The organism is Paraburkholderia phytofirmans PsJN (assembly GCF_000020125.1).
GTDB lineage: Bacteria > Pseudomonadota > Gammaproteobacteria > Burkholderiales > Burkholderiaceae > Paraburkholderia > Paraburkholderia phytofirmans.
In genome coordinates this window covers 2,416,786-2,438,980 of sequence record NC_010676.1, presented here as the reverse complement: position 1 = coordinate 2,438,980, position 22,195 = coordinate 2,416,786, and the positions used below count along the sequence as shown (strand labels likewise).

The following is a 22,195-nucleotide window of genomic DNA, read 5'->3' as shown; positions in this document are numbered from 1 at the left end:
CGCTTATTCAGCGAGCGTCAACGACACCGAGGCTTCGCTCGTCAACATCAGGAATGTCAGCGTCTCGCGCAAATAGAGGCGCACTACTGAGTCGGTGTGGCTGAGATAGCCGATCGACAGGTCTTCGCCGAGGTGTAACTCGAAGTCGCCGCCTCGCGTGGAGAGCACGCTGCCGCCGGTCAGCGCGGGTGCCCAGATGATGTCGCCGTTCACGATCCGCTTGATGTGCTCGATCACCGGATAACCCTGGTCGCGTGCCTCGCTGAGCGCCGTGTAGGCGTCGGCGCCGAGCAGCACGGAATAAGGACCGTCCACGCCGGCGAGCCGTAGCTCTTCCAGCGCATTGCCGATTGCGTGCGGATAATCGCCGATGTCGGCGGGCAGCGCGAGCGGCGCATTCGACGAGCCTTCGCGAATCCCGCCGATCCCCGCTGCCTGATAGCCGTCGAAGATCGCGCGATCTTCGGCATAGGCGAGCTCTTTCGCTGCATCTTTGGCGGGCTGCCAGTCGGCGTCGTTCGCGCCGCGCAGCACGCTGTCGATCGCCTCGCGCTGCAATTCGAACGGCACGGTGAACTCGACCAGGCGCTTGACCTCCGCGAGCCTGGCCACGACGCCTTGTTGAGGCGCGGCAATCGCGGTCTGATGCCCCGTGCCGACGCCGGACAACTCCGTTCCGCCCGGACCCTCGACGTCGACCACGCGACGGCCGGCTACGCTGCGTTTGAAGGTGCGCGCCACTTCGTTTTCGATCTGCGACCAGGCGGCGCTGGAATTGGGGCGAGCTCGCGATGCAGATTATTCATGTTGGGAGATTCCCTTGAGAGAGCCAATATTCAGCGAGCCGTCGTGGCGCGGCTCGGCGGGCGAAGACGGTTCGGAATGAGTTTCGATGGCGGCCGTGACGCTCGGCGGATCGCGGTCCGCGAGTTCCTCGAGCAAGGTGGCCGACGGCACGAAGAACAGGCCGCCCGTGACGGCGCGGCTGTAGTCGAGCAGCCGGTCGTAGTTGCCCGGCGGGCGCCCGATGAACATGTTCTCCAGCATCTGCTCGATCGGCGCGGGCGAACGCGCATAGCCGATAAAGTAGGTGCCGAATTCGGCCGCGCCCAGGCGGCCGAACGGCATGTTGTCGCGCAAGATCTTCACTTCCTTGCCGTTTTCGGTGATCGTGGTCAGCGAGCTGTGCGACGACGACGGTTTAATCGCCGCGTCGAGTTCGACGTCGGATAATTTCTTGCGACCGATAATGCGCTCCTGTGTCTCGACGGAAAGCGCATTCCAACCGTCCATGTCGTGCAAGTACTTTTGCACGAGGACATAGCTGCCGCCCTCGAACCCGGGGTCTTCGGTGATGAGCGTGTATTCGTCGGCGGCGCGCCCGGTCGGGTTCTCGGTGCCGTCGACGAAGCCCACCATGTCGCGCATATCGAAGTAGCGAAACCCGTGAACTTCATCGACCACGGTGACCGCGTCGCCGAGCGCGCCCAGCAACTGCGTGGCAAGCTCGAAACAGAGATCCATGTGTTCGGCGCGAATGTGTAGCAGGAAATCGCCTGGTGTCCCCAACGCGCGACGCTCGCCTTCGCCGATGTCGCGGAACGGATGCAGAAGGGCGGGCCGCGGCGCGCCGAACAGCCTGTCCCACGCGTCGGAGCCGAACGAGCAGACGCACGACAGATTGCCGGCAGGCACACGCTTGCCGACCGCGCGCACAAGGGCGGCAATGTCGCCGCACCATTCGCGTACCTTGGCCTCCTGATCGCGGTCGTTCGCGATGGTCGCGACAATGAAGATCGCGCTGCGGGATACGTCATTACAAATTGCTTGCGGTTCCGGGGTTTCGTTGGGCATCGGTTTGAGTGTTGAGAGACCGTTACGGATTCCGACGGCAGTAGAACCCATGTCGTTCCGCCTACGCGCTTCATGCGGGAGGCGGGCGCGAGTTTCGTTTGAATGATTGAAGCAGGTTCGCTGTTGCGGCCAGCCCGGGCATGCGTAGCGCTTTGCCTTGTCGCCGGAAGGGCGCAACATGCGTGACATGGTTGACATCCATCACGCCCACAGATGTTATACCGAGCAGGTAATTTATGTGAACTCGGTGCCGCCTTCGGGAGGCGTCGTGGCGTGGCGGGTCGGCCAATAGACAGTGGCATTCGTTCGCATTGCAAATGGATAGCGAACTGACAATGAATGCTTGGAGCCGCCCGGGATGATTCGGTCTAACATGGCGACTTGCACCTTCAGGAGCAGCAGATCATGACCTCAGGTACCGACGAAGCAGTGGCTCGAGAAGCGGTTGAAGGGTTCTATCGAGCATTCGAGCAGAAGAGCGTCGAATTATTGGCGAAGGTTGTCACCCCTGACTGGCAGTACATTCCGGAGCCTCGCGGGGCCACGCGCGGGCCGGGTCAAATGGTTCAGATCTTCCATGACATTGCGACCGCGCTGCCGGACATGAAAGTCGAAATTCTCGATTTGCTGGTGCATGGCAACCGGATTGGGGTTCGCGCGGAGATCAGCGGCACGCAAACCGGGGAGCTACTCGGCATCGACGCGAGTTCGAAGCACGTGAAATTCGCGATTCATTCTTTCCATCAGATGCGTGGCAATCTGATCGAGATAACCTGGCATCTCGAAGACTGGCTATCGCTGTTTCGACAGCTCGGACAGGTGCCGAAAATACTCGAACGACCTTGAAGCGGAAGGAACGCATCAATGCTGATAATGCATTGCCGCGGCGATCAGAAGCCGAAACGGCAGCGCGAGCAGCACGGCCCCGGCTACGCCGAGCAGCCATAAGCCAATGAACCATAAGAGGCGTTTGCTGAACGTCGTCTTGCGATCAGGGCTTGTCTGTGACACGCTGTCCCTCGTCATCGGCTAGTCATACTCACTTGTCCATCATAACTTGTAGTGGGCGACAGGATCGCGGCAGGTGTTTCTGTGCGATCGCGAAAAGAGGCCGAGAGAGACACAACGGGATCGAGAGTCATGAACGAGAAGCGAGATGCAGCACCTGACAGCACCGCTGCGCGTGTCGCCTTGTGGCGCGCGCTGCATGTCGAGGCCGACCCGCCGCCGCATGTGCTGGAAGACGCCATCGGCCTCAAGCTGCTGGCTCCGGGCAACGAATGGCGTGACCGCGGAGACATGGACCCGCAGTTCACGCGTCCGTTTCGCGCCTCGATCGTGGCGCGGGCTCGCTTTATCGAAGACCTGGTCGTGGAACAGGCGGGGCGGGGGTTGAGTCAGTACGTCATCCTCGGCGCTGGGCTCGACAGCTTCGCCCAGCGCAGGCCGGAGATCGCGTCCCGCCTCAAGGTGTTCGAGATCGATCCGCCGGGTCCTCAGGCATGGAAGCGCCAGCGCCTGATCGAACTCGGCTTTGGCATGCCGGACTGGCTGCGCTTCGTGCCGGTCGATTTCGAGGCGGGCCGGAACTGGCGGGACGAGTTGATGGCTGCCGGCTTCGATGCCAGCAAGCCGGCGGTCTTGGTCTCCACGGGCGTCAGCATGTACCTCACGCGCGACGCGAATATGGCCACGCTGCGCGAGGTCGCGGCGCTCGCGCCGGGATCGACGCTCGCCATGACCTTCCTGCTCCCGCTGCAGCTGGCGGACCCCGAGGTACGTCCGGGGCTCGAGATGGCGGAGAAGGGCGCGCGAGCAAGCGGGACACCTTTTATCAGCTTCTTCACTCCGCCGGAGATGCTGGCGCTGGCTTATGAAGCCGGCTTTGGCGAAGCGCAGCATGTGTCGGCGGCCGATCTGACGCAGCGCTATTTCGCGGGCAGAACCGACGGTTTGCGTCCGCCGAACAATGCGGAGGAACTGCTTGTGGCGAGTACTTCGGCGCAGTGAGCGCATTTACCCGTCTCGAAGTCGCCGTGTTGAAGTCATATACCAAACGCGATTGACAGGCATGTGACCAAGCACTCATTCGTGCCAAAAAACATGCCTGGGGAAAGTATCTATTCTGTCAAAACCGACCCTCGCGTACTTTTAAATCCTGGCTGAATCCCAAATATCGAGCACCAATGCGGTGGATCCGCTTCCAGTCCTTCAACAGGATCGGCGGATCGACGCGGCAGGTGCCGTGACATTTATATTCGAGCGCGCGGGACATCGTTAAACCCTGGCGCGACTGTGGTTCTTGACCCACGCACTTTCAGGGAAACGATGACCACCGGACCTCGTAACAGCGGTTTTCCAGCGCTTGGCGCCCTCTCCTGGGGCTCTCATCTGTGTCACTTCTACGAATCGCGTAGCGAATTGCTCAGCGTCACCGCGGACTTTCTGCATGCCGGACTCGCCAATCGCGAAGCGGCCGTGTGGGTCGCGCCCGCGCTGCTGGGACCCGACAAAGCCCGCTATATGCTCACGCGAACCGCGCCCGCACTCGCGGAATATATCGATGCAGGCCAATTGCAGATTCTCGACGGCGCGCAGATTTACGCCTCGCCCAAAACGGGCTTCAACGGTGGCGCCACCGTGGGCTTGTGGTCGACGGCGATCAACGAAGCGCTGGGGCGAGGCTTCGAAGGATTGCGAGTGGCCGGCGATGCCGTTTGCAACGAAACCACCGACTGGGTTGCGCTGCTCGACTACGAGGCCTCGCTGAAGGAAAAGCTTGCTGCGCGGCCGATCATCGGTTTGTGCACGTACTGCGTGCAGAAGCTTCGCACTGCGCAAGCGCGGGACATCGAGCGCCTGCACGATGCGAAGATCGAAGCGCCGCGCGTCGAGACTTCCGGGCATTCGCGCGGGCACGTTAGCGGGCAGAGTGTGCAACGTTCGGAGAACGTCGCCGCTATTGCCGAGCGTAGCGATGAAACGAAACAAGCCTCGATCGGTGCAACAATAGGCCACGAAATCCGCAATGCAATCACGCCGCTCGGCCTGCTTGCGCGTTTGTTGAACACGCAGTACGGCAATGATGAACAGTTGACGCGCTATGCGCTTCTGCTCTCGCGGCAGGCAAACCTGCTCGGCCAATTGGCCCAGCAATTGATGGCGCCGGACGATGCCGGGTTCGACGGTTTCGCTGGTTCCGCTCATACGGCGCCGGACGCGCCGGCATGTGTGTCGCGCGAGAGAACGGTTGAAAACCCCGCATCGGTCGATATTGGCGATCTGCTCGCGCATTGTGTGCAGGTAGCCGAAGCGGGCGCGCCAGATCACGCGCCGATTCAACTGACGGTAAGCGACGCGCCGTTGCCGGTGCACGGCGACTTCGGCAAGCTGACCCAGGTGTTCGTCAATCTTCTGGTCAACGCGCTCAAATATTCGGCTGCTGCGGACGCGATCAAGGTAACGGCGTCACGCGCCGGGCGTTACTGCTATATCAGCGTGAGCGACGAAGGCATCGGCATCGCGCCGGGCGAGCTTGCGACCATCTTCAAGCCCTACGCGCGCGGGCTTGTGGGTCGCGCATTGGGCACGAGTGGGCATGGACTCGGGTTGGCGGTGGTACGCGATATCGTCGCGAGCCATGGTGGCACCGTTGAGGCGTTTTCCGGGGGACTGGGCTGCGGCTCGAATTTCGTGGTGCGCCTACCGCTGGCGAAGATGGCTACGCCAATCACGACCATTGCATCCGACGTACAAGAGCGCGAGGCGGTTTGCGCGGCACCCGTCACGCAAGGTATTGCCGCATAGCGAGACACGCTAACTCGATGGCGGGAGAATGGCCGTTGATTCGAACGCGATGGTTGAATGTCTCGTCAGGTCGTGCGAGCGACGTAGGTCAGCTTGCTCGCGGGCGTGTGGCAATCTTGAGGCACGTTGCGTGCGCGAGGCAAAGCTTACCGCGACAACTCGCTGCAAACCCAACGATCATTCAACCTTGCACCAACGGCCAGATTCCGTGCACACGATAGCCGGTTCCCCATTCACGCAGACTTGCTCTTCATCCGTTTGCAACGGGCTCGAAGTGGCTATGCCGATGTCGAAGACAACGTTAAGCGCACGCGCAACATGAAGGTCTTCGATGGGAAGCTCCCACGTCAGGAATATTTGCGTGCAATCCTGATCCGGCGCGAAGTCGGCTGTATTGAAACCACTGCTGCCGCGCCGGATAACACCATGAGGCTGGCCAGTGTCGAATATCAGCGCCGTTCCGCGAGTCAAAGGAATGCGATGACCTGTGCCGGGGAAATGAACATCCAGCCCCTTGTCTTCGCTGAGGAACAGATTGCAGAAGGCCGCACCGCCATATTGCGCGCCGTCATGGTGATACCTCGCGCCGCGGCAGGCCATCAGCGCAAGGTCGCTGGCGGCAAGCACGTCTGGCAGTCCGAGCGTGCCCGTCCACTCGGACATTGCCCGCACGCAGTGCGGGTAGTCCGGCCAGCGTACCTGCGTTCGCGCCAACGGCATGACCTCGACGTCGCCAGGTTCGAGGACCATGCGCGACGACGTCTCCCTGTCCCAATCCGCAAGCACGCGAGCAGGAGGCGCAGGCACGTCGAGCGTGCCCGACAGCACGATGTCACTCACGCTCCGACTCCGAATGGCATCGCCACTCCAGAAATAGGAAGTCAGTACGTCTCGCATCGATGCTGTAGAAGAAGGGCTCATCCACAGCATTGTAAGTTACCGCCCAGCTTTGAGTTGCGTCCACAGCCTGTTTTGAAGGCGAAGGATTTCGGCCGGCAAAGGCAGTGACAGCGTGAGCGATTTCATCTTCTCGCCGCGAGGATAGACCGCTTCATTATCGAGGATGGCCGGTTTCACATAAGCACGCGCGGCGGCATTGGCGTTCGGGTAGTAAACCTGATTGGTGATCGCCGCGCTGACCTTCGGTTGAAGAATGTAGTTGATCCACTGCATTGCGGCTTCGGGATGAGGCGCATCTTTCGGCACGCCCATCAGATCGAACCACAGCACGCCGTCGCCTTTGGGAATGACGTAGCGAATCTCATAGGCGCGGTGTGCCTCCTCTGCGCGCCGCTTTGCGATACCGGCGTCGCCGGACCATGCTAGCGCGAGGCAGACATCGTTATTGGCGAGGTCGTTGATGTAGCCGGATGAATTGAACTGGGTGATGTACGATCGGATCGTTTTGAACAGCTTGTACACGGCCTGATAGTCGGCGGGGTTAGTGCTATTGGGATCCTTGTGCAGGTAGATCAAGCCGACCGAGAAAGCATCTTCTGGAGAGTCGAGCACGGAAACGCCGCAGGTTTTCAGTTTGGACACGTATTGCGGATCGAACAGCAGATCCCAGCTATCGTAGGGCGCGTCCTTGCCTAGTATTTGCGTGACCTTCGTGACGTTGTAGCCGATGCCGTCCGTTCCCCATGACCAGGGCACCGTGTACTGATTGCCGGGATCGGCGGATGCCAGCATCTTCATGAGCACCGGATCCAGATTGGCCAGATTTGGAATCTTGCTCTTGTCGAGCTTGCGATAGACCCCCGCTTCGATCTGCCTGGCGGCATAGGCGGACGACGGCACCACCACATCATAGCCTGAGGAACCGCTCAGCAACTTTGCCTGCAAGGTGTCGTCGCCGTCATACACGTCGTATCGCGTGTGAATGCCGGTTTCTTTCTGAAAGCCCGACACGGTGTCCTCGGCGATATTGTCCGACCAGTTGTAGACATTCAGTTCTTCGGCATTGGCAGGATGAGTAGTCGCCGCCAGCATCCCCGATGCTGCGAGGATTCCAATGGCTATGCTGATGAGATGGCGGGGTGTCATAGTGGTCTTCCAGTTTGAATGAATGAGCGCATGCGAGGAGGAGAAGAGTCAGTCTGTGAACGGGCGTTCGGCTCGATCCGCTGGGCGGCGCCAGCCAACCTGCTCCAGTGCTTTCAGCAGACGGGCCGTGCTCAGCGCGGGGACATGCACGCGCTGTCCGCTCGTATCTTCAGCAGCGACAAGTGCGTTGAGAATCGCTTCTTCGACGGCATCCGCGGCCGCGACGAATAGCGGAGAAATAAAATCGTGAGTGACGCTGCGCACGCTGATCACCGGCTCGATCGCTTTGCCGTAGTCCGCCGGCGGTATGCCGTGATTGCCGACCGAGAACGCGATGAAAATGTCGCCGCTCGAATATTCCGTGCCGCCGCCCACGCGAGCCAATCCAATGCTTGCACGTCGCGCGACCTGCTCGCACTGATGGGGAAGAAGCGGCGCGTCGGTCGCGAGCGTCACCACGATCGATCCCATTCCGGGGACGCCCGTCTGACGCTTGTCGAATGGCGAAGGCAGATCGCGCAGCACGTCGCCAACCGGATAGCCGGCCACGCGCAACGCGTCGCGCCGGCCGTAGTTGGCTTGGACCAGCGCGCCCACGGTCCAGCCGCCGTCCCTCGTCGCGAGGCGTCGCGAGGCGGTGCCGATGCCGCCTTTGAACTCGTGGCAAATCATGCCGGTGCCGCCGCCAACCGAGCCTTCCTCGACAGGTCCGCTGCGGGCCGCGGCCAGTGCCTCGTGAACATGCGACGCGGTGACGTGCTGCCCCCAGATATCGTTCAGCACCCCGTCGAAGGTTTCCAGCACGACCGGCATACACCAGTACTGGCTTTCACCGAGCGTCGCCCGTTCGGCGGCAACCAGCGCATCGCGAACCACGCCGACGCTGTGCGTGTTGGTGTACGCGATGGGCGTGGTCAGCAAGCCGGCTTCGCGTATCCACTCCAGGCCGGTGGCATCGCCGTTTCCGTTGAGCACATGGACGCCCGCATAACACGGATCGAACCGCGCGATGCCGGGGCACGGCTCGATGATCGTCACGCCGGTTCGAATCGAGACTTCTGCCCGGTTTTCGACCAGGGTACGATGACCGACTCTGACGCCCTGCACGTCGGTGATGCTGTTGAATGGACCAGGCGTGCCGTGGCCGACTCGAACACCGATGTCTCTGATACCCATACGTTTCTCCTGTGTTGCCCGCTGCGGGCAAGCCTTGCCGCTGCCTATGCGGCGGGGTACTGAGATGGTAGGGACGGCGCAAACGGGTGAAAATCAGGCCGAAGGGCTAGAACGATGGAGCGACCTACCCTTTTAGGGGTAGAGGGGGACACTGACATGCCGCTTGAGGTATCGGACGTTGCATTTCATCAGCGGCTCGGACGTCTGGTCGAAAAACTCGACGACAAACAGTTCTGGCATGCGCTGATCGATCTGTTGCGCAAAGTGGTCCACTTCGACAACTGGGTGGCGATGATCTTTTGGCCGAACGGAAAACCTCAGTTGATCGCGGAGACACAAACGCGCACACCGCACGACGACCTGTTCAAGGGCTATCTGAACAGCGTCTATTTGCTGGACCCGTTCTATCAATTCAGCCTCGGTGCGATCAGCCCAGGCGTGTATTGTCTGGATGAAGTCGCGCCCGATCATTTCCGCGAAACCGAATACTTTCGCCGCTATTTTTCGGTGAACGTGCTCGAAGACGAAGTGCAGTTACTGGCGCCGCTGCCTTTGGGAGGAACGCTGTCGGTGTCGCTGGGCAGTGAGCGGCGCTTCAGTTCGGCCGACGTCGGCACGCTCTGTCTTTACGGCGCATGGCTGCTTCCGCTGATGTGCCACGCGCTCTCGGCGCAGACCGCCATACTGCCGCCGCCGGCGAGTTCGGCGGCGGGAGGCGACCGTCGCCTTCACTTCGAACAGGCACTGCGCAAGCGATCCAATGCGTCGCTGACTCATCGCGAGATCGAAGTCGCGCTGATGATTCTCGCCGGTCACTCGACCAAGAACATGGCGAGAGAGCTGGGTGTGTCGCCTGCCACGGCCAAGGTTCACCGGCGCAATCTCTACAGGAAACTGAACATTTCCTCCCAGGCAACGCTCTTTCTGCTCATCATGGACGAGGACTCAGAGGCGAGCTGAGCCGGCCCGATGCGGATCGGCGATCTCGGGAAGGCGAGCGCTTTGACGTGATCCACGTTCTTTGTATCGCAATGTATCTGCGCCGTAGCAGGGTACATAACGTTTCACCAACCGGCATTGCCGACATAAGCCAGATACGTCCACGGGGTCTAATGCTTCCAAGCCAGCCGAACTGGCCTTGCTAATCAGAACGCGAACGCAGAACACAAACGGGCGTTTGCGTGGAAGACATTGTCTCGAGGTGAAGATCATGAAAGTCATTCAATCGCTTATCGTCGCTGCTGCCGTTGCTCTCCCGGCTTTGTCGTTCGCGCAATCGAATCAGCCGCTCACCCGGGCGCAGGTCCGCGCAGAACTCGTGCAGTTGGAGAAGGCCGGCTACAACCCTGCGGGCGATGAAACGCAGTATCCCAGGAATATCGAAGCCGCGGAGGCCCGCGTGAGTGCGCAGAACGGCCTGGCGTTGTCGTCTTATGGTCCAGCGACGGGCGGCCGCTCGGCATCGGGCTTGCATACGTCGGACTCGGAAATAATCGGTCTTGGAGCGATTTACGCCAAACCGTAACTGAAGTTCGCTTCGAGGGCGGCTGCATGTATCGCCCACGCCTCGCGAGCGTTTTGATTCAACCATTCGGGGCGTCCCGCGGGCGCAACGTTCAATTCAGCGCTGTCGCACATAAGGAGAATTAGCTATGTCTGACCAGATCAATTTGCGGCGTCGTCGTCTGCTCGGGACGACGGTTGCGGGCCTCAGCCTGATGGAACTGGGACTGAGCGGACTTGCCAACGCGCAGTCCAATAGCACGAAGACGGGATCGAGCGTCGCCTCGTTCGACAACCTCAAGCAGATCAACGCGGGCGCGCTCAACATCGGCTATGCCGAAGCGGGTCCGCAGAACGGACCGGTCGTGATCCTGCTGCACGGCTGGCCCTACGATATCCATGCGTTTGCCGAAGTCACGCCGTTGCTGGCGGCAGCCGGCTATCGCGTGATCGTGCCGTATCTGCGCGGTTATGGCACGACGCGGTTCCTGTCCGCGGATACGCCGCGCAACGGACAGCAGGCGGTCGTGGCGGTCGACATCATCGCGTTGATGGATGCGCTGAAGATCGACAAGGCGATTTTCGGCGGCTTCGACTGGGGCGCACGCACGGTGAATATCATCGCCGCGCTGTGGCCGGAGCGATGCAAGGCGATGGTCTCGGTGAGCGGCTACCTGATCGGCAGTCAGGAAGCGAACCGCACGCCGCTGCCGCCGAAAGCGGAGCTGGCCTGGTGGTATCAGTTCTACTTCGCGACGGAGCGCGGCGCGGCGGGTTACGACGCGAATCGTCACGAGTTCAACAAGCTGATCTGGCACACGGCCTCGCCGAAATGGAATTTCGACGATGCGACTTTCGAGCGCTCGGCGCAATCGTTCAGCAATCCGGATCATGTCGCGGTGGTGATTCACAACTATCGCTGGCGTCTGGGGCTGGTGAAGGGCGAGCCGCAGTACGACGATCTGGAGAAGCGCCTGGCCGCGGCGCCGACGATTGCCGTGCCGACAATCACAATGGAAGGCGACGCGAACGGCGCGCCGCATCCCGATCCGGCGGCGTACGCGAAGAAGTTCACCGGTAAATACGCGCACCGGAATATCGGCGGCGGTGTCGGACATAACCTGCCGCAGGAAGCGCCGAAAGCATTCGCCGATGCAGTGATCGACGTCGCACGTTTCTAGGCGAAGCGCGGATTACAGAGCCGCGTCACGCGGCCGGCAGCTTTAGGCTGCTAAGGAAAAAAGCATGCTCCACAAAGACGGGCCGCAGCGATATCCAAGATCGCTGCGGCCCGTTGGTTCATTCCGAGGCCGATTGTCAACCACTTGCGCACGCCATGCGCCGTCAACCGTTCCGTCGTCCGGCTGCCTTTCGCCGCGGGCTTCCCTTCGCTTTAGACGCAGCGAACATCGGCATGCGTTCCTCGATCCATTTGAGCAGTTCGAGCGGGCCTGCTGCAAGCGGCCGGCCGGTTTTGACCAGCACGCGGGCCTGCGCGCCTTCGAACAACGGATGCGCAATCGGGACCGTGGTCAACTCGCCGCTGGCGAGCTCACGATATGCGGCGAACTCTCCAATGAGCGTCACGAAGTTCTCCGCCGTCACGAAACGCTTCAATGCGCTCAGCGAGTTCGTCGTCAACGTAGGGCGGATCACTACATTCTCAGCCAACTCCAGCATCGAAACGACATGGCCGATGCCGAACGTAGAGGGCATCAGCGCGAGCGGGTAGGCGCGCAGATCGTCGACACCAGCGGGCCCTTTCCGTTTGACGAGCGGATGGTCTTTCCTTAGCAGCAACACCACGGGCTGGTGCGAGCTGGCTCGATATTCGATACGCGGATGGGGCGGCGGGTTGTACGCCAGCCCGATATGCGCGCGGCTTTCCGCTACGTCGTCCAGCAGCGCGTCCACGGCCTGCGTCGTCATGCTGATGTCCAGGTGCGGATAGCGCGTGCAAAACGGCGCCAGCACGTCGTCGACGAGCGTATCGACGAAACCTTCGCTGATGGACAACTGGATACGCCCTTTCTGAAGCCCCCGCAATGCGTGCAACTGGTCCTCGAGCTTTTCCTGCTGCGACCGGTAGCCCTGCCAGAACTCGAGCAGATGCGCCGCCGCCTCCGTCGGCCTGACTCCGCGCGCCTGGCGTTCGAACAGGACCGTACCCAATTCGTCTTCGAGCAGCTTGATTTGCCGCGTGATGACCGACGGCGACGTATTGAGGTGGTCGGCGGCGCCGCGGATGGTGCCGTGGGTCAGCACTTCGTGGAAATACCGAAGACGCTGCTGGTTGATTTCTCGCATTTGGTCGCTCCGGAGCTCAAATTAACGTTGTCTACAGAGCAACGATATGTGAACTTAGTTGCTCTTGCTAGTGAGGTTTTGCCCTGCCACCATCAACTCAACCCGCACGACGGGCCCACGGACGCAAAACCGGGAGACACGCATGTCAGCAATCCATCCATCGGCCGCCGGCGATCCTGCCTCAGCGCTCTACAGCAAGCTCAACTGGCGGCTGCTGCCGTTTCTCGTGACTTGCTACATGTTCGCGTATCTGGACCGCGTCAATGTCGGCTTCGCCAAGCTGCAGATGCAGACCGACCTGGGTTTTTCGGACGCTGCATACGGCGTGGGCGCGGGCATCTTCTTCATCGGCTACGTGCTGTTCGAACTGCCGAGCAATCTCATGCTGCCGAAAGTCGGCGCGCGCCGAACCTTCAGCCGCATTCTCGTGCTGTGGGGCATCACGTCGGCGTGCATGCTGTTCGTGCGCAGCGTGCCGGCCTTTTATGCCATGCGATTTCTGCTCGGCGTGTTCGAGGCGGGCTTCGCGCCGGGCATGATCTATTACCTGTCGTGCTGGTATGGACCGGCGCGGATGGCGCGCGCCATTGCGCTGGTGTTCGTCGCCGGGCCGCTGGGCGGAATTGTCGGCGGCCCGGTGTCCGCATGGCTCATGACGAGCCTTTCCGGTGTCGGCGGCCTGGCCGGCTGGCAGTGGATGTTTCTCGTGGAAGGCCTGCCGTGCATTGCACTCGGCCTGCTGACGCTGCGCGTGTTGTCCGACCGGCCTGAGCAGGCGCGCTGGCTGAACGACGACGAAAAGTTGCTGCTGGGGCGCGAAACCGCGCCGACCGAACATCGCGCGGACTCGTTCAAGGCCGTGTTGAAGAGCCCGAGAGTCTATGTGCTCGCGTTCGCTTACTTCAGCATCATCTTTCCCATCTATGCCATCAGCTTCTGGTTGCCGACGCTGCTGAAAGAGCAGGGCGTGAGCGATACGATCCGCCTCGGCTGGTACAGCGCGATTCCGTATGTCGTGGCCGCCGTCTGCATGTACCTCGCGGGCCGCAGCTCGGACCGGGTCGGCGAGCGCCGCTACCATTGCGCGATTCCGGCGCTCGGCGCGGCGATCTGCCTGATCGCGGCGATCTTCGCCGACGGCAATGTGATGCTCACACTCACGGCGTTGACGCTGGGAACGGCTTGCCTCTGGATGGCCTATACGGTTTTTTGGGCCATTCCGTCCCAGCTTGTCGAGGGAACGGCGGCGGCAGGCGGCATCGCGCTTATCAATACCGTGGGCTTGTCCGGCGGCTTCTGGGGGTCGGCGGTGGTCGGCTGGGCCAAGGCATCGACCGGCAGCATGCATGCCGGTCTCTTCGTCATGGCCGGCGCGGCCGCGTTGGCCGCCATTCTGATATTGACCGGCAAGCTGACGCTCAAGCAGGACTGACGGCTGCTGAGTCTGCATGGCAAGGTCTTTGTCGAAATCAAAAAGATAGGCATCCCTATCATCTCGCGGATTTGTCGCGAGGTCGTTTGAGAAAAGGTGAAACACATGAAAATCCTGATCGCCGGTTTCCAGCATGAAACCAATACGTTCGCGCCCACCAAGGCGTCTTATTCGAGCTTCGTTCAGGGCGAGGGCTTTCCACCCATGGTCCGGGGCGACGCGGTGTTCGGACTGCGCGACGTCAATGTTCCGATTGGCGGGTTCATCAAGGTCATGGAAGCGAACGGGCATGAACTGAAGCCGGTGATCTGGGCGGGCGCCAGTGCATCGGCACACGTCACGACGGATGCATTCGAGCGGATCGGCGGCGAGATTCTCGCCGCTGTCGAGGCCGGCGGCTTCGACGCGATCTATCTCGACCTGCACGGTGCGATGGTGACCGAGCAACACGACGACGGCGAAGGGGAACTGCTCGAACGCGTGCGCCGGATTGTCGGCGCTCGCATGCCGGTGGTCGTGTCTCTGGATCTGCATGCCAACGTGACCGCTCGCATGTTCGAACACGCGAGTGCGCTCGTGGCGTATCGAACCTATCCCCACGTGGACATGGCGGAGACCGGCGAGCGCGCCGCGCGGCTTCTCGAAGATCTGATGCATGAAGGGCGTGTGTTGCACCGGGCGGTGCGTCGAGTGCCATTCCTGATTCCCGTGAACGGCATGTGCACGCTGGTCGAGCCTGCACGTGGGATGTACCAGTTGCTGGAGGATCTCGAAGAGCGGCCCGTGGTGACCGTGTCGTTTGCGCCGGGCTTTCCCGCGGCTGATTTTCCCGAGTGCGGCCCGACGATCTGGGCCTATGCATTCGACAAAGCGGCGGCAGAACACGCAGCGGACGCACTGTTCGCGAAGATCGCCGGCGAGGAAGCGCGCTGGGATGTGCCGTTCCTGACGCCCGACGAAGCGGCGCTCGAAGCAATCCGCGTGAGCAGTTCCGCGGCCAAGCCGGTCATTATCGCGGACACGCAGGACAACCCGGGCGTCGGCGGCGATTCGAACACGATGGGGATGGTGCGCGCGTTGTTGCGCAATGGCGCCACCGGCGCGGCGGTCGGCGTGATCTGGGATGCGGAGGCTGCGGCAGCGGCGCATCGTGCAGGTGTGGGCACGCGCATTTCACTCGCGCTGGGCGGACGGTCCGGCGTGCCGGGCGATGCGCCGCTGGAAGGCGTTTTCGAAGTCGAGCACCTGTCGGACGGGCGTTTCCGCTTCGATGGGCCGATGCTCAACGGCATGCAAGGCGAGTTGGGGCCGGTTGCCTGCCTGCGGATCGAAGGCGTCAGGATTGCGGTGAGCTCGGTCAAGATGCAGGTGTTCGATCGCAACCTGTTCCGCGTGGCCGGCATCGAACCGGAGCAGATGAAGATTCTCGTCAACAAGAGTTCGGTGCATTTTCGCGCGGATTTCGAGGCTATCGCCGAGGCGATCCTCGTGGCGAAAGCGCCGGGGCCGATGGCTGCCGATCCCGTCGATCTTCCGTGGACCCGTCTCGATCCGGCCATCCGCTTGCGGCCTTTGGGGCCGTCTTTCAGTGAGAGCGATCCGGCACGGCTCGCGAGTGCTTAATCTTTTTGGAGGAATCGCCATGTCTGACCAGATCAATTTGCGGCGTCGTCGTCTGCTCGGGACGACGGTTGCGGGCCTCAGCCTGATGGAGCTGGGACTGAGCGGACTTGCCAACGCGCAGTCCAATAGCACGAAGGCGGGATCGAGCGTCGCCTCGTTCGACAACCTCAAGCAGATCAACGCGGGCACGCTCAGCATCGGCTACGCCGAAGCGGGCCCGCAGAACGGACCGGTCGTGATCCTGCTGCACGGCTGGCCCTACGATATCCACGCGTTTGCCGAAGTCACGCCGTTGCTGGCGGCAGCCGGCTATCGCGTGATCGTGCCGTATCTGCGCGGTTATGGCACGACGCGGTTCCTGTCCGCGGATACGCCGCGCAACGGCCAGCAGGCGGTCGTGGCGGTGGACATCATCGCGTTGATGGATGCGTTGAAGATCGACAAGGCGATTTTCGGCGGCTTCGACTGGGGCGCACGCACGGTGAATATCATCGCCGCGCTGTGGCCGGAGCGATGCAAGGCGATGGTCTCGGTGAGCGGCTACCTGATCGGCAGTCAGGAAGCGAACCGCACGCCGCTGCCGCCGAAAGCGGAGCTGGCGTGGTGGTATCAGTTCTACTTCGCGACGGAGCGCGGCGCAGCGGGTTACGACGCGAATCGCCACGAGTTCAACAAACTGATCTGGCACACCGCATCGCCAAAATGGAAATTCGATGATGCGACTTTCGAACGCTCGGCGCAATCGTTCAGCAATCCGGACCATGTCGCGGTGGTGATTCACAACTATCGCTGGCGTCTGGGGCTGGTGAAAGGCGAGCCGCAATACGACGATCTGGAGAAGCGCTTGGCCGCGGCGCCGACGATTGCCGTGCCGACCATCACAATGGAAGGCGACGCGAACGGCGCGCCGCATCCCGATCCGGCGGCGTACGCGAAGAAGTTCACCGGCAAGTACGCGCACCGGAATATCGACGGTGGGGTCGGACATAACCTGCCGCAGGAAGCGCCGAAAGCATTCGCCGATGCAGTGATCGACGTCGCACGTTTCTAGGCGGATAGCGCGCAAACGCGTGATCGCGGACAAAGCGTCAGCTAGTCGCGTTGCGACGCGCGCGTCCGTTTAGCCGCCCCGCGCCTTGCCGCCTGGCCGCTCTTCGTCACGGTCATCGCGATTGTCGACGAAGGGCGAATCGGTGTCGCTGCCGCCGGCACGCAGCGCGATCCGCGCTTCGTTAGCCAGTCTTTCGTAGTGTTTGCGAAAACGCGTCAAGTCTTTTTCCTCGAGTTCTTCGAGATCGAGCAGGGCGTTGTGAGCCCCTGCCAATGCGCGGATCAACTCGTCGAGCTTGATCTGCATCGCGGCGGTGTCGCGGTTCTGGGTGTTCTGGATCAGGAAGACCATCAGAAACGTGACGATCGTCGTCGACGTGTTGATCACGAGTTGCCACGTATCGCTGTAGTGAAAGAGCGGGCCCGTGAGGGCCCAGACGATCACCATCAGGACGGCCAGCACAAAGGTGGCCGGCCTGCCGGTCATGGTGGAAAGGAAGCTTGAGAACTTCGAAAACCATTTGCCGCTCATCGTGATCTCCGGGAGTCGGGTCGACGTGAGGCATCATCGCACAGACGCAACCCTGTCCCACGAGCATGCCGCGAAGCACGTCAGCGGTCCGCCGATTTACCCGACACGATCGATTCAGGATGCTGTTCCAGGTAACCCGACAGCGCCTTCAGCGCGCTAAGTGTCCGGCGCAACTCGGTCAACGCCTGACGGATATCGGTGTGCATCGGCGAATCCTGTTGCAACGTTGCGTTTGCGGCGCGTCAGCGCCCGAGCAAGACCAATCACGCCGGCCTCTATTTCCTCGACACCGATTGAAGCAAATCCGAGCACGAGCCCCGGCGGCGCGGCACGGTCGATCGCGTATAGCGACAGCGGACGCGTCTCGATGCCTTCGCGTGCCGCTCGCCGCGCGGCGTCGGTGTCGTCGGCGTCTCGCGGCAGAAACGCGGGCGCGTCGAGGCCCGCCACGATCGGCGCAAGCGCAAGCAAACCCGAAAGATGCCGCTCGAGCGCCGACGTCAGTGCCTCGGCTCGTTCGCCATAGAGCATGCGCATGCGCCGTATGTGCCGGCCGAAATGGCCGTCGGCGATAAAGTCGTGCAGCACGGATTGCTGATCGGTGGGAACATGCCGTGCCGTGGACGACAGCGCGGTCACGAACGGTTCGATCAATCGGTCGGGCAAGATCGCGTACGCGGTCCTCAAAGCGGGAAACAGCAGTTTGCTGAAGGTGCCGCAGTAGATCACGTGTCCGTGGTCGTCGAGGCTCTTCATCGCGGCGAGCGGGTGACCCTCGAAGCGGTACTCGCTGTCGTAGTCGTCCTCGATGATGATGGCGCCTCGCTCGCGCGCCCATTCGAGCAGCGAGAGCCGCCGTTCGAGCGCGAGCGGCGGACCTAGCGGCGCCTGACGCCCGGCGGTGACATAGGCGAGACGCGCTGCCGCGGGGTGCTGGCGAGCCCATGACACATCGACGCCGGCTGTATCGACCGGCACGCCGATCACTCGCGCGCCCGCGGCTTCGAGCACGAAACGGGCGCCGGGATAACCGGGATCTTCCATCCACGCAGTGTCGCCGGGATCGAGCAGGAGGCGAGCGCTCAGATCGATCGCCTGCTGAACGCTGCCCAACACCACCACGTTGTCCGCCGAACATCGAATACCGCGCGACGGGCCGACATAAGCGGCGATCACTTCGCGCAGCGGCCGATATCCTTGTGCCTCGCCGTCGCCGAGCAGATCCCGCCGCGCGCGACGCACCCGGTTTGCCGCGAGCCGCGCCCACAGTTCGAAGGGAAACGCGTCGAGATCGGGCTGGCTGGCGCGAAACGCGCGCGCCGGATGAGTGCGGCCGCTGAGCTGAAACGCGCTGCGCGCGAGCAAACGGCCGCGCGTCGACAACGCGACGTCGCGCGGTTGCGTACCGTTGTTGCCAGCGCGCTTTCCGGGCGACGTCCGCTCGCCGCTGTCGATGCGCCGGTCCGGCAGTTCCGCCGCAACGAAACTGCCTCGTCCCACCGCGCCGGATAGATACCCTTCCGCCTCAAGCTGCGCGAAAACGCCCAGCACCGTCCCGCGCGACAGTCGAAACCTCGCTGCGAGATCGCGTGTGGAAGGCAGGCGCGCGCACGGTGGCAACGTCGCTGTCAGGATCGCCTGGCGCAGCTCGTCGTAGAGCCAGCGCTGAAGCGGCACGCCTTCCGGTCTCGGCGCTAGCGCAAGTTCGATCTGTTCGGCTCGCCGCACTTTGGTCTCCGTCTAATTGGCTCAGTCAGTTTCCGAATAATGGACCTTTTTAATGACCATTCACAGTCTTATGCTGGGCTCATCGGAAGCGCAATGGCTAATGGGAGAAAGGAAATGGCACACAAGGTTTTTGTCGCCGGAATAACGGGCGTGATCGGCAGCGCGCTTGCGCCGCTGTTGCTCGACGCGGGCTACACGGTGTTCGGCAGCACGCGGCGCGCGGATCGTGCGAGAGAACTCGAGGATGCGGGCGTGGTGCCGGTCGTCGTCGATGTATTCGACGCAGCCGCGCTGCGCGAAGCGCTCGTGCGTATCGCGCCGGCTTGCGTGATTCATCAATTGACCGACCTGCCGCCGGGGCTCGACCCCGCCCGAATGGCGCAGGCGGTCACGGCGAACGCGCGGATACGCGATGAGGGTACGCGCAACCTGGTGGCCGCGGCGATCGCGGCGGGCAGCAGCAAAATGATCGCGCAAAGCATCGCATGGGCGTACCGGCCAAGAGCGACGCCTTACGACGAAAGCTCCCCGCTCGACATCGATGCGCAGGGCGCGCGCGGCACGAGCGTGCGTGGCGTCGCGGCGCTCGAGCGGCACGTGCTGGAAGCGGCGTCGCTGAACGGTACAGTGCTTCGCTATGGACAGATCTATGGACCCGGCACGGGCGCCGACGCGCCGGCTGGTTCGAGCCCGCTGCATGTGGAAGCTGCGGCTTTTGCGGCCTTGCTTGCGCTTCAGCGGAACAGCGCGGGCGTGTACAACGTCGCGCAAGACGCCGCCGAAGTGACCAACGCGAAAGCTCGCCGTGAGTTGGGCTGGTCGCCGGACAGCCGCTCGGCGGCGCGCGTATGAATCCGGTGGCGCCGACCCTGCCGCGTTGCGCACGCAAGCTCGCCATGCTCGCATTGGCTACGACGATGATGCTGGCGCTCGCTCCGTCGGCGCCACGTGCGGCAATCGACTGGTTCGCGGACATTTGCGGCGGCGATTCGTCGATGTCCAGCGTGTCGACGCATGCCGGCGCAGCGAGCCGTCCGGCGTCGACCGTGAAGGTGCTCTCGTGCGAAGCGTTGCCCAACGCGCCCGGCAAGTCGGTGACGACGGCGATTGTCGACTTTCCTCCACTCGGCTTTACGCCCGCGCATCGTCACCCCGGCGCAGTGAGCGCGGTCGTGCTGGAAGGAACGATCCGCTCGCAGCTGCAGGGTGGGCCGCCTGTCGACTACGCGGCGGGACAGACGTGGTTTGAGCCGCCGCGGGCGCTTCATTTGTTCGCGGAGAACCCTGATGCAATGCACACGGCTAAATTACTCGCGACGTTTATCGCTGATACCAATTGCGGTCCACTGGTATTGCCGCCGGATTAAATTCCGCAGCGTTACCAATAAATGGTTGTAAATCCGCATCACATTTCTTTTCTCTCCCATGAAATAGACGGTCGGATGCACATGTATTTGACCGTCTATTGCACATCTGCTCACGCACTTGATAGCGCGATCTAGCCGCTTATCGATGGTGGTTTCTACGTGAGGTGCCGCACGTCGGCGCATGCGCGGGGGCTGCACCTATTCCACTGATCTTTCAGGCACCGCCACCGCGTAATTCCTCAGCCAAAACCGCCCCTTGATTCAAGGGTAATCACCTACAAAAGAGTACGCCAAGCGCAGATTTAACAAAGTTAGAATGTTTCATCTAATGCTGCATCGCAGAACGATTCGAGCGGGTTGGCGCAATTCGAGGGTCAACAATCTGCTTGCGTCCCGCTGGTTTCGCATGCCTCTTGTCTGAGCAATGTGAACGTTTTAAAGAAGGAGTCCAGAGTGTATTTTTCGACGCCAGAGCAATTCATCTCCATGCAAAGCGCCAATGTGGCCGTCGCGTTTTCGTTGACGCAGCAAACGTTCCAGTATTTTGAAGAGCTGGCTAAATTGAACCTGCAGGCGGCGAAGGCCACGCTTGCGGAAAGCGAGCAGGCGTGGCAGATGGCGATGTCCGGTAAGACCCCGGTTGAATTGCTTGTTCATCAGGCCAGCAACGCGAAGCCCGTCGCGGAAAAAGTGCTGTCTTATAACAGTCACATGCTCGAAATCGCGAATGCGGCCCAAGCCGAGTTTCTGAAGATTTTCGAAGACCGTTTCGCACAGTCCAACACGAAAATGCAGACGGTGTTCGAGGACCTCGCGCGCAATGCGCCCGCCGGTTCCGAACTCGCGGTCACCGCGTTCAAGTCGGCGGTTTCCAGCGCGGGCGCTGCCTACGATGCGATGCGCAAAGCCACCGCGCAAGCCATTGCCATGGCGCAGGCCAGTCAGTTGACGGTGCCTGCTCCCGCGCGGGTCAAATAAAGCCAGTCAGCCAACAGCAATGCTCACGCAGCCTGGCGCAAACGCGCCAGGGCTGTTGTTTCGCTTTCCTCCAAGCAGGACGGATCGGCCGATTCGGAAACGAAATGGGTATCGCATTGCTTGCCAACTCGTTCGAAGGGCGATTCGAAGGCGCTTGATAAAGTCAGCCGGGAATGTAATGGGAAGTCACGCTTCTTATAAGAATGATCTTTCGCACATTGAAACGATAGTCACAACGCTTGAGCGATTTACATCAAAAGGTGATTCGATGGCTTGCACTTCGCTGATCAATGAGCCGCGTTATTGGCGTCAACGGATCGAGGCGATACTGAAGCAGCGCGAGATATCGCAGGTCGATCGCGAGCATGCTGACGCGTTGCTCAGGCGCTTGAGCGGAATCATCAAGATGCCTTAATAAGGTGGGAGAATCGGACAAACATCGAAAAGCCGCGAGCAACGCGGCTCAGTCAATATAAAAGGATACGACATGACCAGTGAATCTTCTGAGAGCGGTTTGCAGGTACTGACGTCGCAAACTTCGGGCCGTCATCGACTCGTGGTGCGCGCGGCGCTTCACGGCATGCGCATTGCCGCAATCTGGCAGGTGCTATTTCCATTTTCCCGCAACGTCGAGACAGTCGCTGTCACGACGCTGCCGGGCAGCGGTTTTGAAGAGGTGACGATTGCGCTGGCTCAGGCGCAACGTGAGTTGGTGGACGCCCTGATCGCGCGCTTCAAGAGCATGTCCTGGGTGACGAGCGCAACGCTTTGCTAAGTGCGTGACTTCAGCGC

20 protein-coding genes and 2 pseudogenes are annotated in these 22,195 nt (G+C 61.6%); 14 read left to right on the top strand and 8 right to left on the bottom strand.

Annotation, left to right across the window (positions count from 1 at the left end; translation table 11 throughout):
- Positions 1-3 precede the first annotated feature (3 nt).
- Positions 4-806, bottom strand: a pseudogene (locus BPHYT_RS30670) (family 1 encapsulin nanocompartment shell protein).
- Entirely contained in the window at positions 799-1,854 is a 1,056-nt protein-coding gene (locus BPHYT_RS30665) for a Dyp-type peroxidase (RefSeq protein ID WP_041759277.1), read from the bottom strand. The pseudogene BPHYT_RS30670 and the gene BPHYT_RS30665 overlap by 8 nt, the downstream one beginning before the upstream one ends.
- 405 nt (positions 1,855-2,259) lie before the next feature.
- Between BPHYT_RS30665 and BPHYT_RS30660 the strand changes: the two genes are divergently transcribed.
- The 3 genes from BPHYT_RS30660 (at position 2,260) to BPHYT_RS36775 (ending at position 5,661) form a co-directional block, all read left to right on the top strand.
- Positions 2,260-2,700, top strand: a complete 441-nt coding sequence (locus BPHYT_RS30660; RefSeq protein ID WP_012428021.1) for an ester cyclase — start codon at positions 2,260-2,262, stop codon at positions 2,698-2,700.
- 294 nt (positions 2,701-2,994) lie between these two features.
- The gene (locus tag BPHYT_RS30655) at positions 2,995-3,864 is read left to right on the top strand and encodes a class I SAM-dependent methyltransferase (RefSeq protein WP_012428019.1); all 870 of its coding nucleotides are present in this window, start codon (positions 2,995-2,997) and stop codon (positions 3,862-3,864) included.
- A gap of 318 nt (positions 3,865-4,182) precedes the next feature.
- The gene (locus BPHYT_RS36775) at positions 4,183-5,661 is read left to right on the top strand and encodes an MEDS domain-containing protein (RefSeq protein ID WP_012428018.1); all 1,479 of its coding nucleotides are present in this window, start codon (positions 4,183-4,185) and stop codon (positions 5,659-5,661) included.
- Between the two features lie 177 nt (positions 5,662-5,838).
- Here the strand turns inward: BPHYT_RS36775 and BPHYT_RS30645 are convergent, their stop codons facing one another.
- From BPHYT_RS30645 to BPHYT_RS30635, 3 genes are read right to left on the bottom strand one after another with little or no spacing between them, the layout of a single operon-like run.
- Positions 5,839-6,591, bottom strand: a complete 753-nt coding sequence (locus BPHYT_RS30645) for a hypothetical protein (protein ID WP_012428017.1) — start codon at positions 6,589-6,591, stop codon at positions 5,839-5,841.
- A 6-nt stretch (positions 6,592-6,597) separates the two neighbouring features.
- Positions 6,598-7,707 carry a polyamine ABC transporter substrate-binding protein gene (locus tag BPHYT_RS30640; RefSeq protein ID WP_012428016.1) on the bottom strand — a complete coding sequence of 370 codons (1,110 nt, stop codon included), beginning with the start codon at positions 7,705-7,707 and terminating at the stop codon, positions 6,598-6,600.
- 48 nt (positions 7,708-7,755) lie between these two features.
- The gene (locus BPHYT_RS30635; RefSeq protein ID WP_012428015.1) at positions 7,756-8,883 is read right to left on the bottom strand and encodes a DmpA family aminopeptidase; all 1,128 of its coding nucleotides are present in this window, start codon (positions 8,881-8,883) and stop codon (positions 7,756-7,758) included.
- 156 nt (positions 8,884-9,039) lie between these two features.
- Between BPHYT_RS30635 and BPHYT_RS30630 the strand changes: the two genes are divergently transcribed.
- From BPHYT_RS30630 to BPHYT_RS30620, 3 genes are all read left to right on the top strand, one after another.
- Complete coding sequence (locus BPHYT_RS30630; protein WP_012428014.1) at positions 9,040-9,843, top strand: helix-turn-helix transcriptional regulator; 804 nt, start codon at positions 9,040-9,042, stop codon at positions 9,841-9,843.
- Between the two features lie 250 nt (positions 9,844-10,093).
- Positions 10,094-10,408, top strand: a complete 315-nt coding sequence (locus BPHYT_RS30625; RefSeq protein WP_012428013.1) for a DUF4148 domain-containing protein — start codon at positions 10,094-10,096, stop codon at positions 10,406-10,408.
- 127 nt (positions 10,409-10,535) lie between these two features.
- Positions 10,536-11,567 (top strand): alpha/beta fold hydrolase, encoded by a 1,032-nt coding sequence (locus tag BPHYT_RS30620; protein WP_012428012.1) that lies wholly within the window; start codon positions 10,536-10,538, stop codon positions 11,565-11,567.
- 163 nt (positions 11,568-11,730) lie between these two features.
- Here the strand turns inward: BPHYT_RS30620 and BPHYT_RS30615 are convergent, their stop codons facing one another.
- Complete coding sequence (locus BPHYT_RS30615; RefSeq protein ID WP_012428011.1) at positions 11,731-12,693, bottom strand: LysR family transcriptional regulator; 963 nt, start codon at positions 12,691-12,693, stop codon at positions 11,731-11,733.
- Between the two features lie 142 nt (positions 12,694-12,835).
- Between BPHYT_RS30615 and BPHYT_RS30610 the strand changes: the two genes are divergently transcribed.
- From BPHYT_RS30610 to BPHYT_RS30600, 3 genes are all read left to right on the top strand, one after another.
- Positions 12,836-14,125, top strand: a complete 1,290-nt coding sequence (locus BPHYT_RS30610) for an MFS transporter (protein ID WP_012428010.1) — start codon at positions 12,836-12,838, stop codon at positions 14,123-14,125.
- A 105-nt stretch (positions 14,126-14,230) separates the two neighbouring features.
- Complete coding sequence (locus tag BPHYT_RS30605) at positions 14,231-15,748, top strand: M81 family metallopeptidase (RefSeq protein WP_012428009.1); 1,518 nt, start codon at positions 14,231-14,233, stop codon at positions 15,746-15,748.
- Positions 15,749-15,767: 19 nt separating this feature from the next.
- Positions 15,768-16,799, top strand: coding sequence for an alpha/beta fold hydrolase (locus BPHYT_RS30600; protein ID WP_012428008.1), 1,032 nt, complete (start codon positions 15,768-15,770; stop codon positions 16,797-16,799).
- Positions 16,800-16,868: 69 nt separating this feature from the next.
- On the opposite strand, the gene BPHYT_RS30595 is transcribed toward BPHYT_RS30600, so the two are convergent.
- A complete protein-coding gene (locus tag BPHYT_RS30595; RefSeq protein ID WP_012428007.1) occupies positions 16,869-17,330 on the bottom strand; it encodes a low affinity iron permease family protein in 462 nt (153 codons plus the stop codon).
- A 324-nt stretch (positions 17,331-17,654) separates the two neighbouring features.
- A pseudogene (gene pdxR / locus BPHYT_RS30590) lies at positions 17,655-19,007 on the bottom strand (MocR-like pyridoxine biosynthesis transcription factor PdxR); the annotation flags it as partial.
- Positions 19,008-19,172: 165 nt separating this feature from the next.
- Here pdxR and BPHYT_RS30585 point away from each other — a divergent pair.
- The 5 genes from BPHYT_RS30585 (at position 19,173) to BPHYT_RS30570 (ending at position 22,178) form a co-directional block, all read left to right on the top strand.
- Complete coding sequence (locus tag BPHYT_RS30585) at positions 19,173-19,910, top strand: NAD-dependent epimerase/dehydratase family protein (RefSeq protein WP_012428005.1); 738 nt, start codon at positions 19,173-19,175, stop codon at positions 19,908-19,910.
- Positions 19,907-20,425: a cupin domain-containing protein gene (locus tag BPHYT_RS30580; protein WP_012428004.1), complete on the top strand. Its 519-nt coding sequence runs from the start codon at positions 19,907-19,909 to the stop codon at positions 20,423-20,425. The genes BPHYT_RS30585 and BPHYT_RS30580 overlap by 4 nt, the downstream gene beginning before the upstream one ends.
- Before the next feature lie 453 nt (positions 20,426-20,878).
- The gene (locus tag BPHYT_RS30575) at positions 20,879-21,403 is read left to right on the top strand and encodes a phasin family protein (protein WP_012428003.1); all 525 of its coding nucleotides are present in this window, start codon (positions 20,879-20,881) and stop codon (positions 21,401-21,403) included.
- 268 nt (positions 21,404-21,671) lie between these two features.
- On the top strand, positions 21,672-21,818 hold the full coding sequence (locus tag BPHYT_RS38845; RefSeq protein WP_012428002.1) for a hypothetical protein: 147 nt from the start codon (positions 21,672-21,674) through the stop codon (positions 21,816-21,818).
- Positions 21,819-21,890: 72 nt separating this feature from the next.
- Positions 21,891-22,178, top strand: a complete 288-nt coding sequence (locus BPHYT_RS30570; RefSeq protein WP_012428001.1) for a hypothetical protein — start codon at positions 21,891-21,893, stop codon at positions 22,176-22,178.
- Positions 22,179-22,195 lie beyond the last annotated feature (17 nt).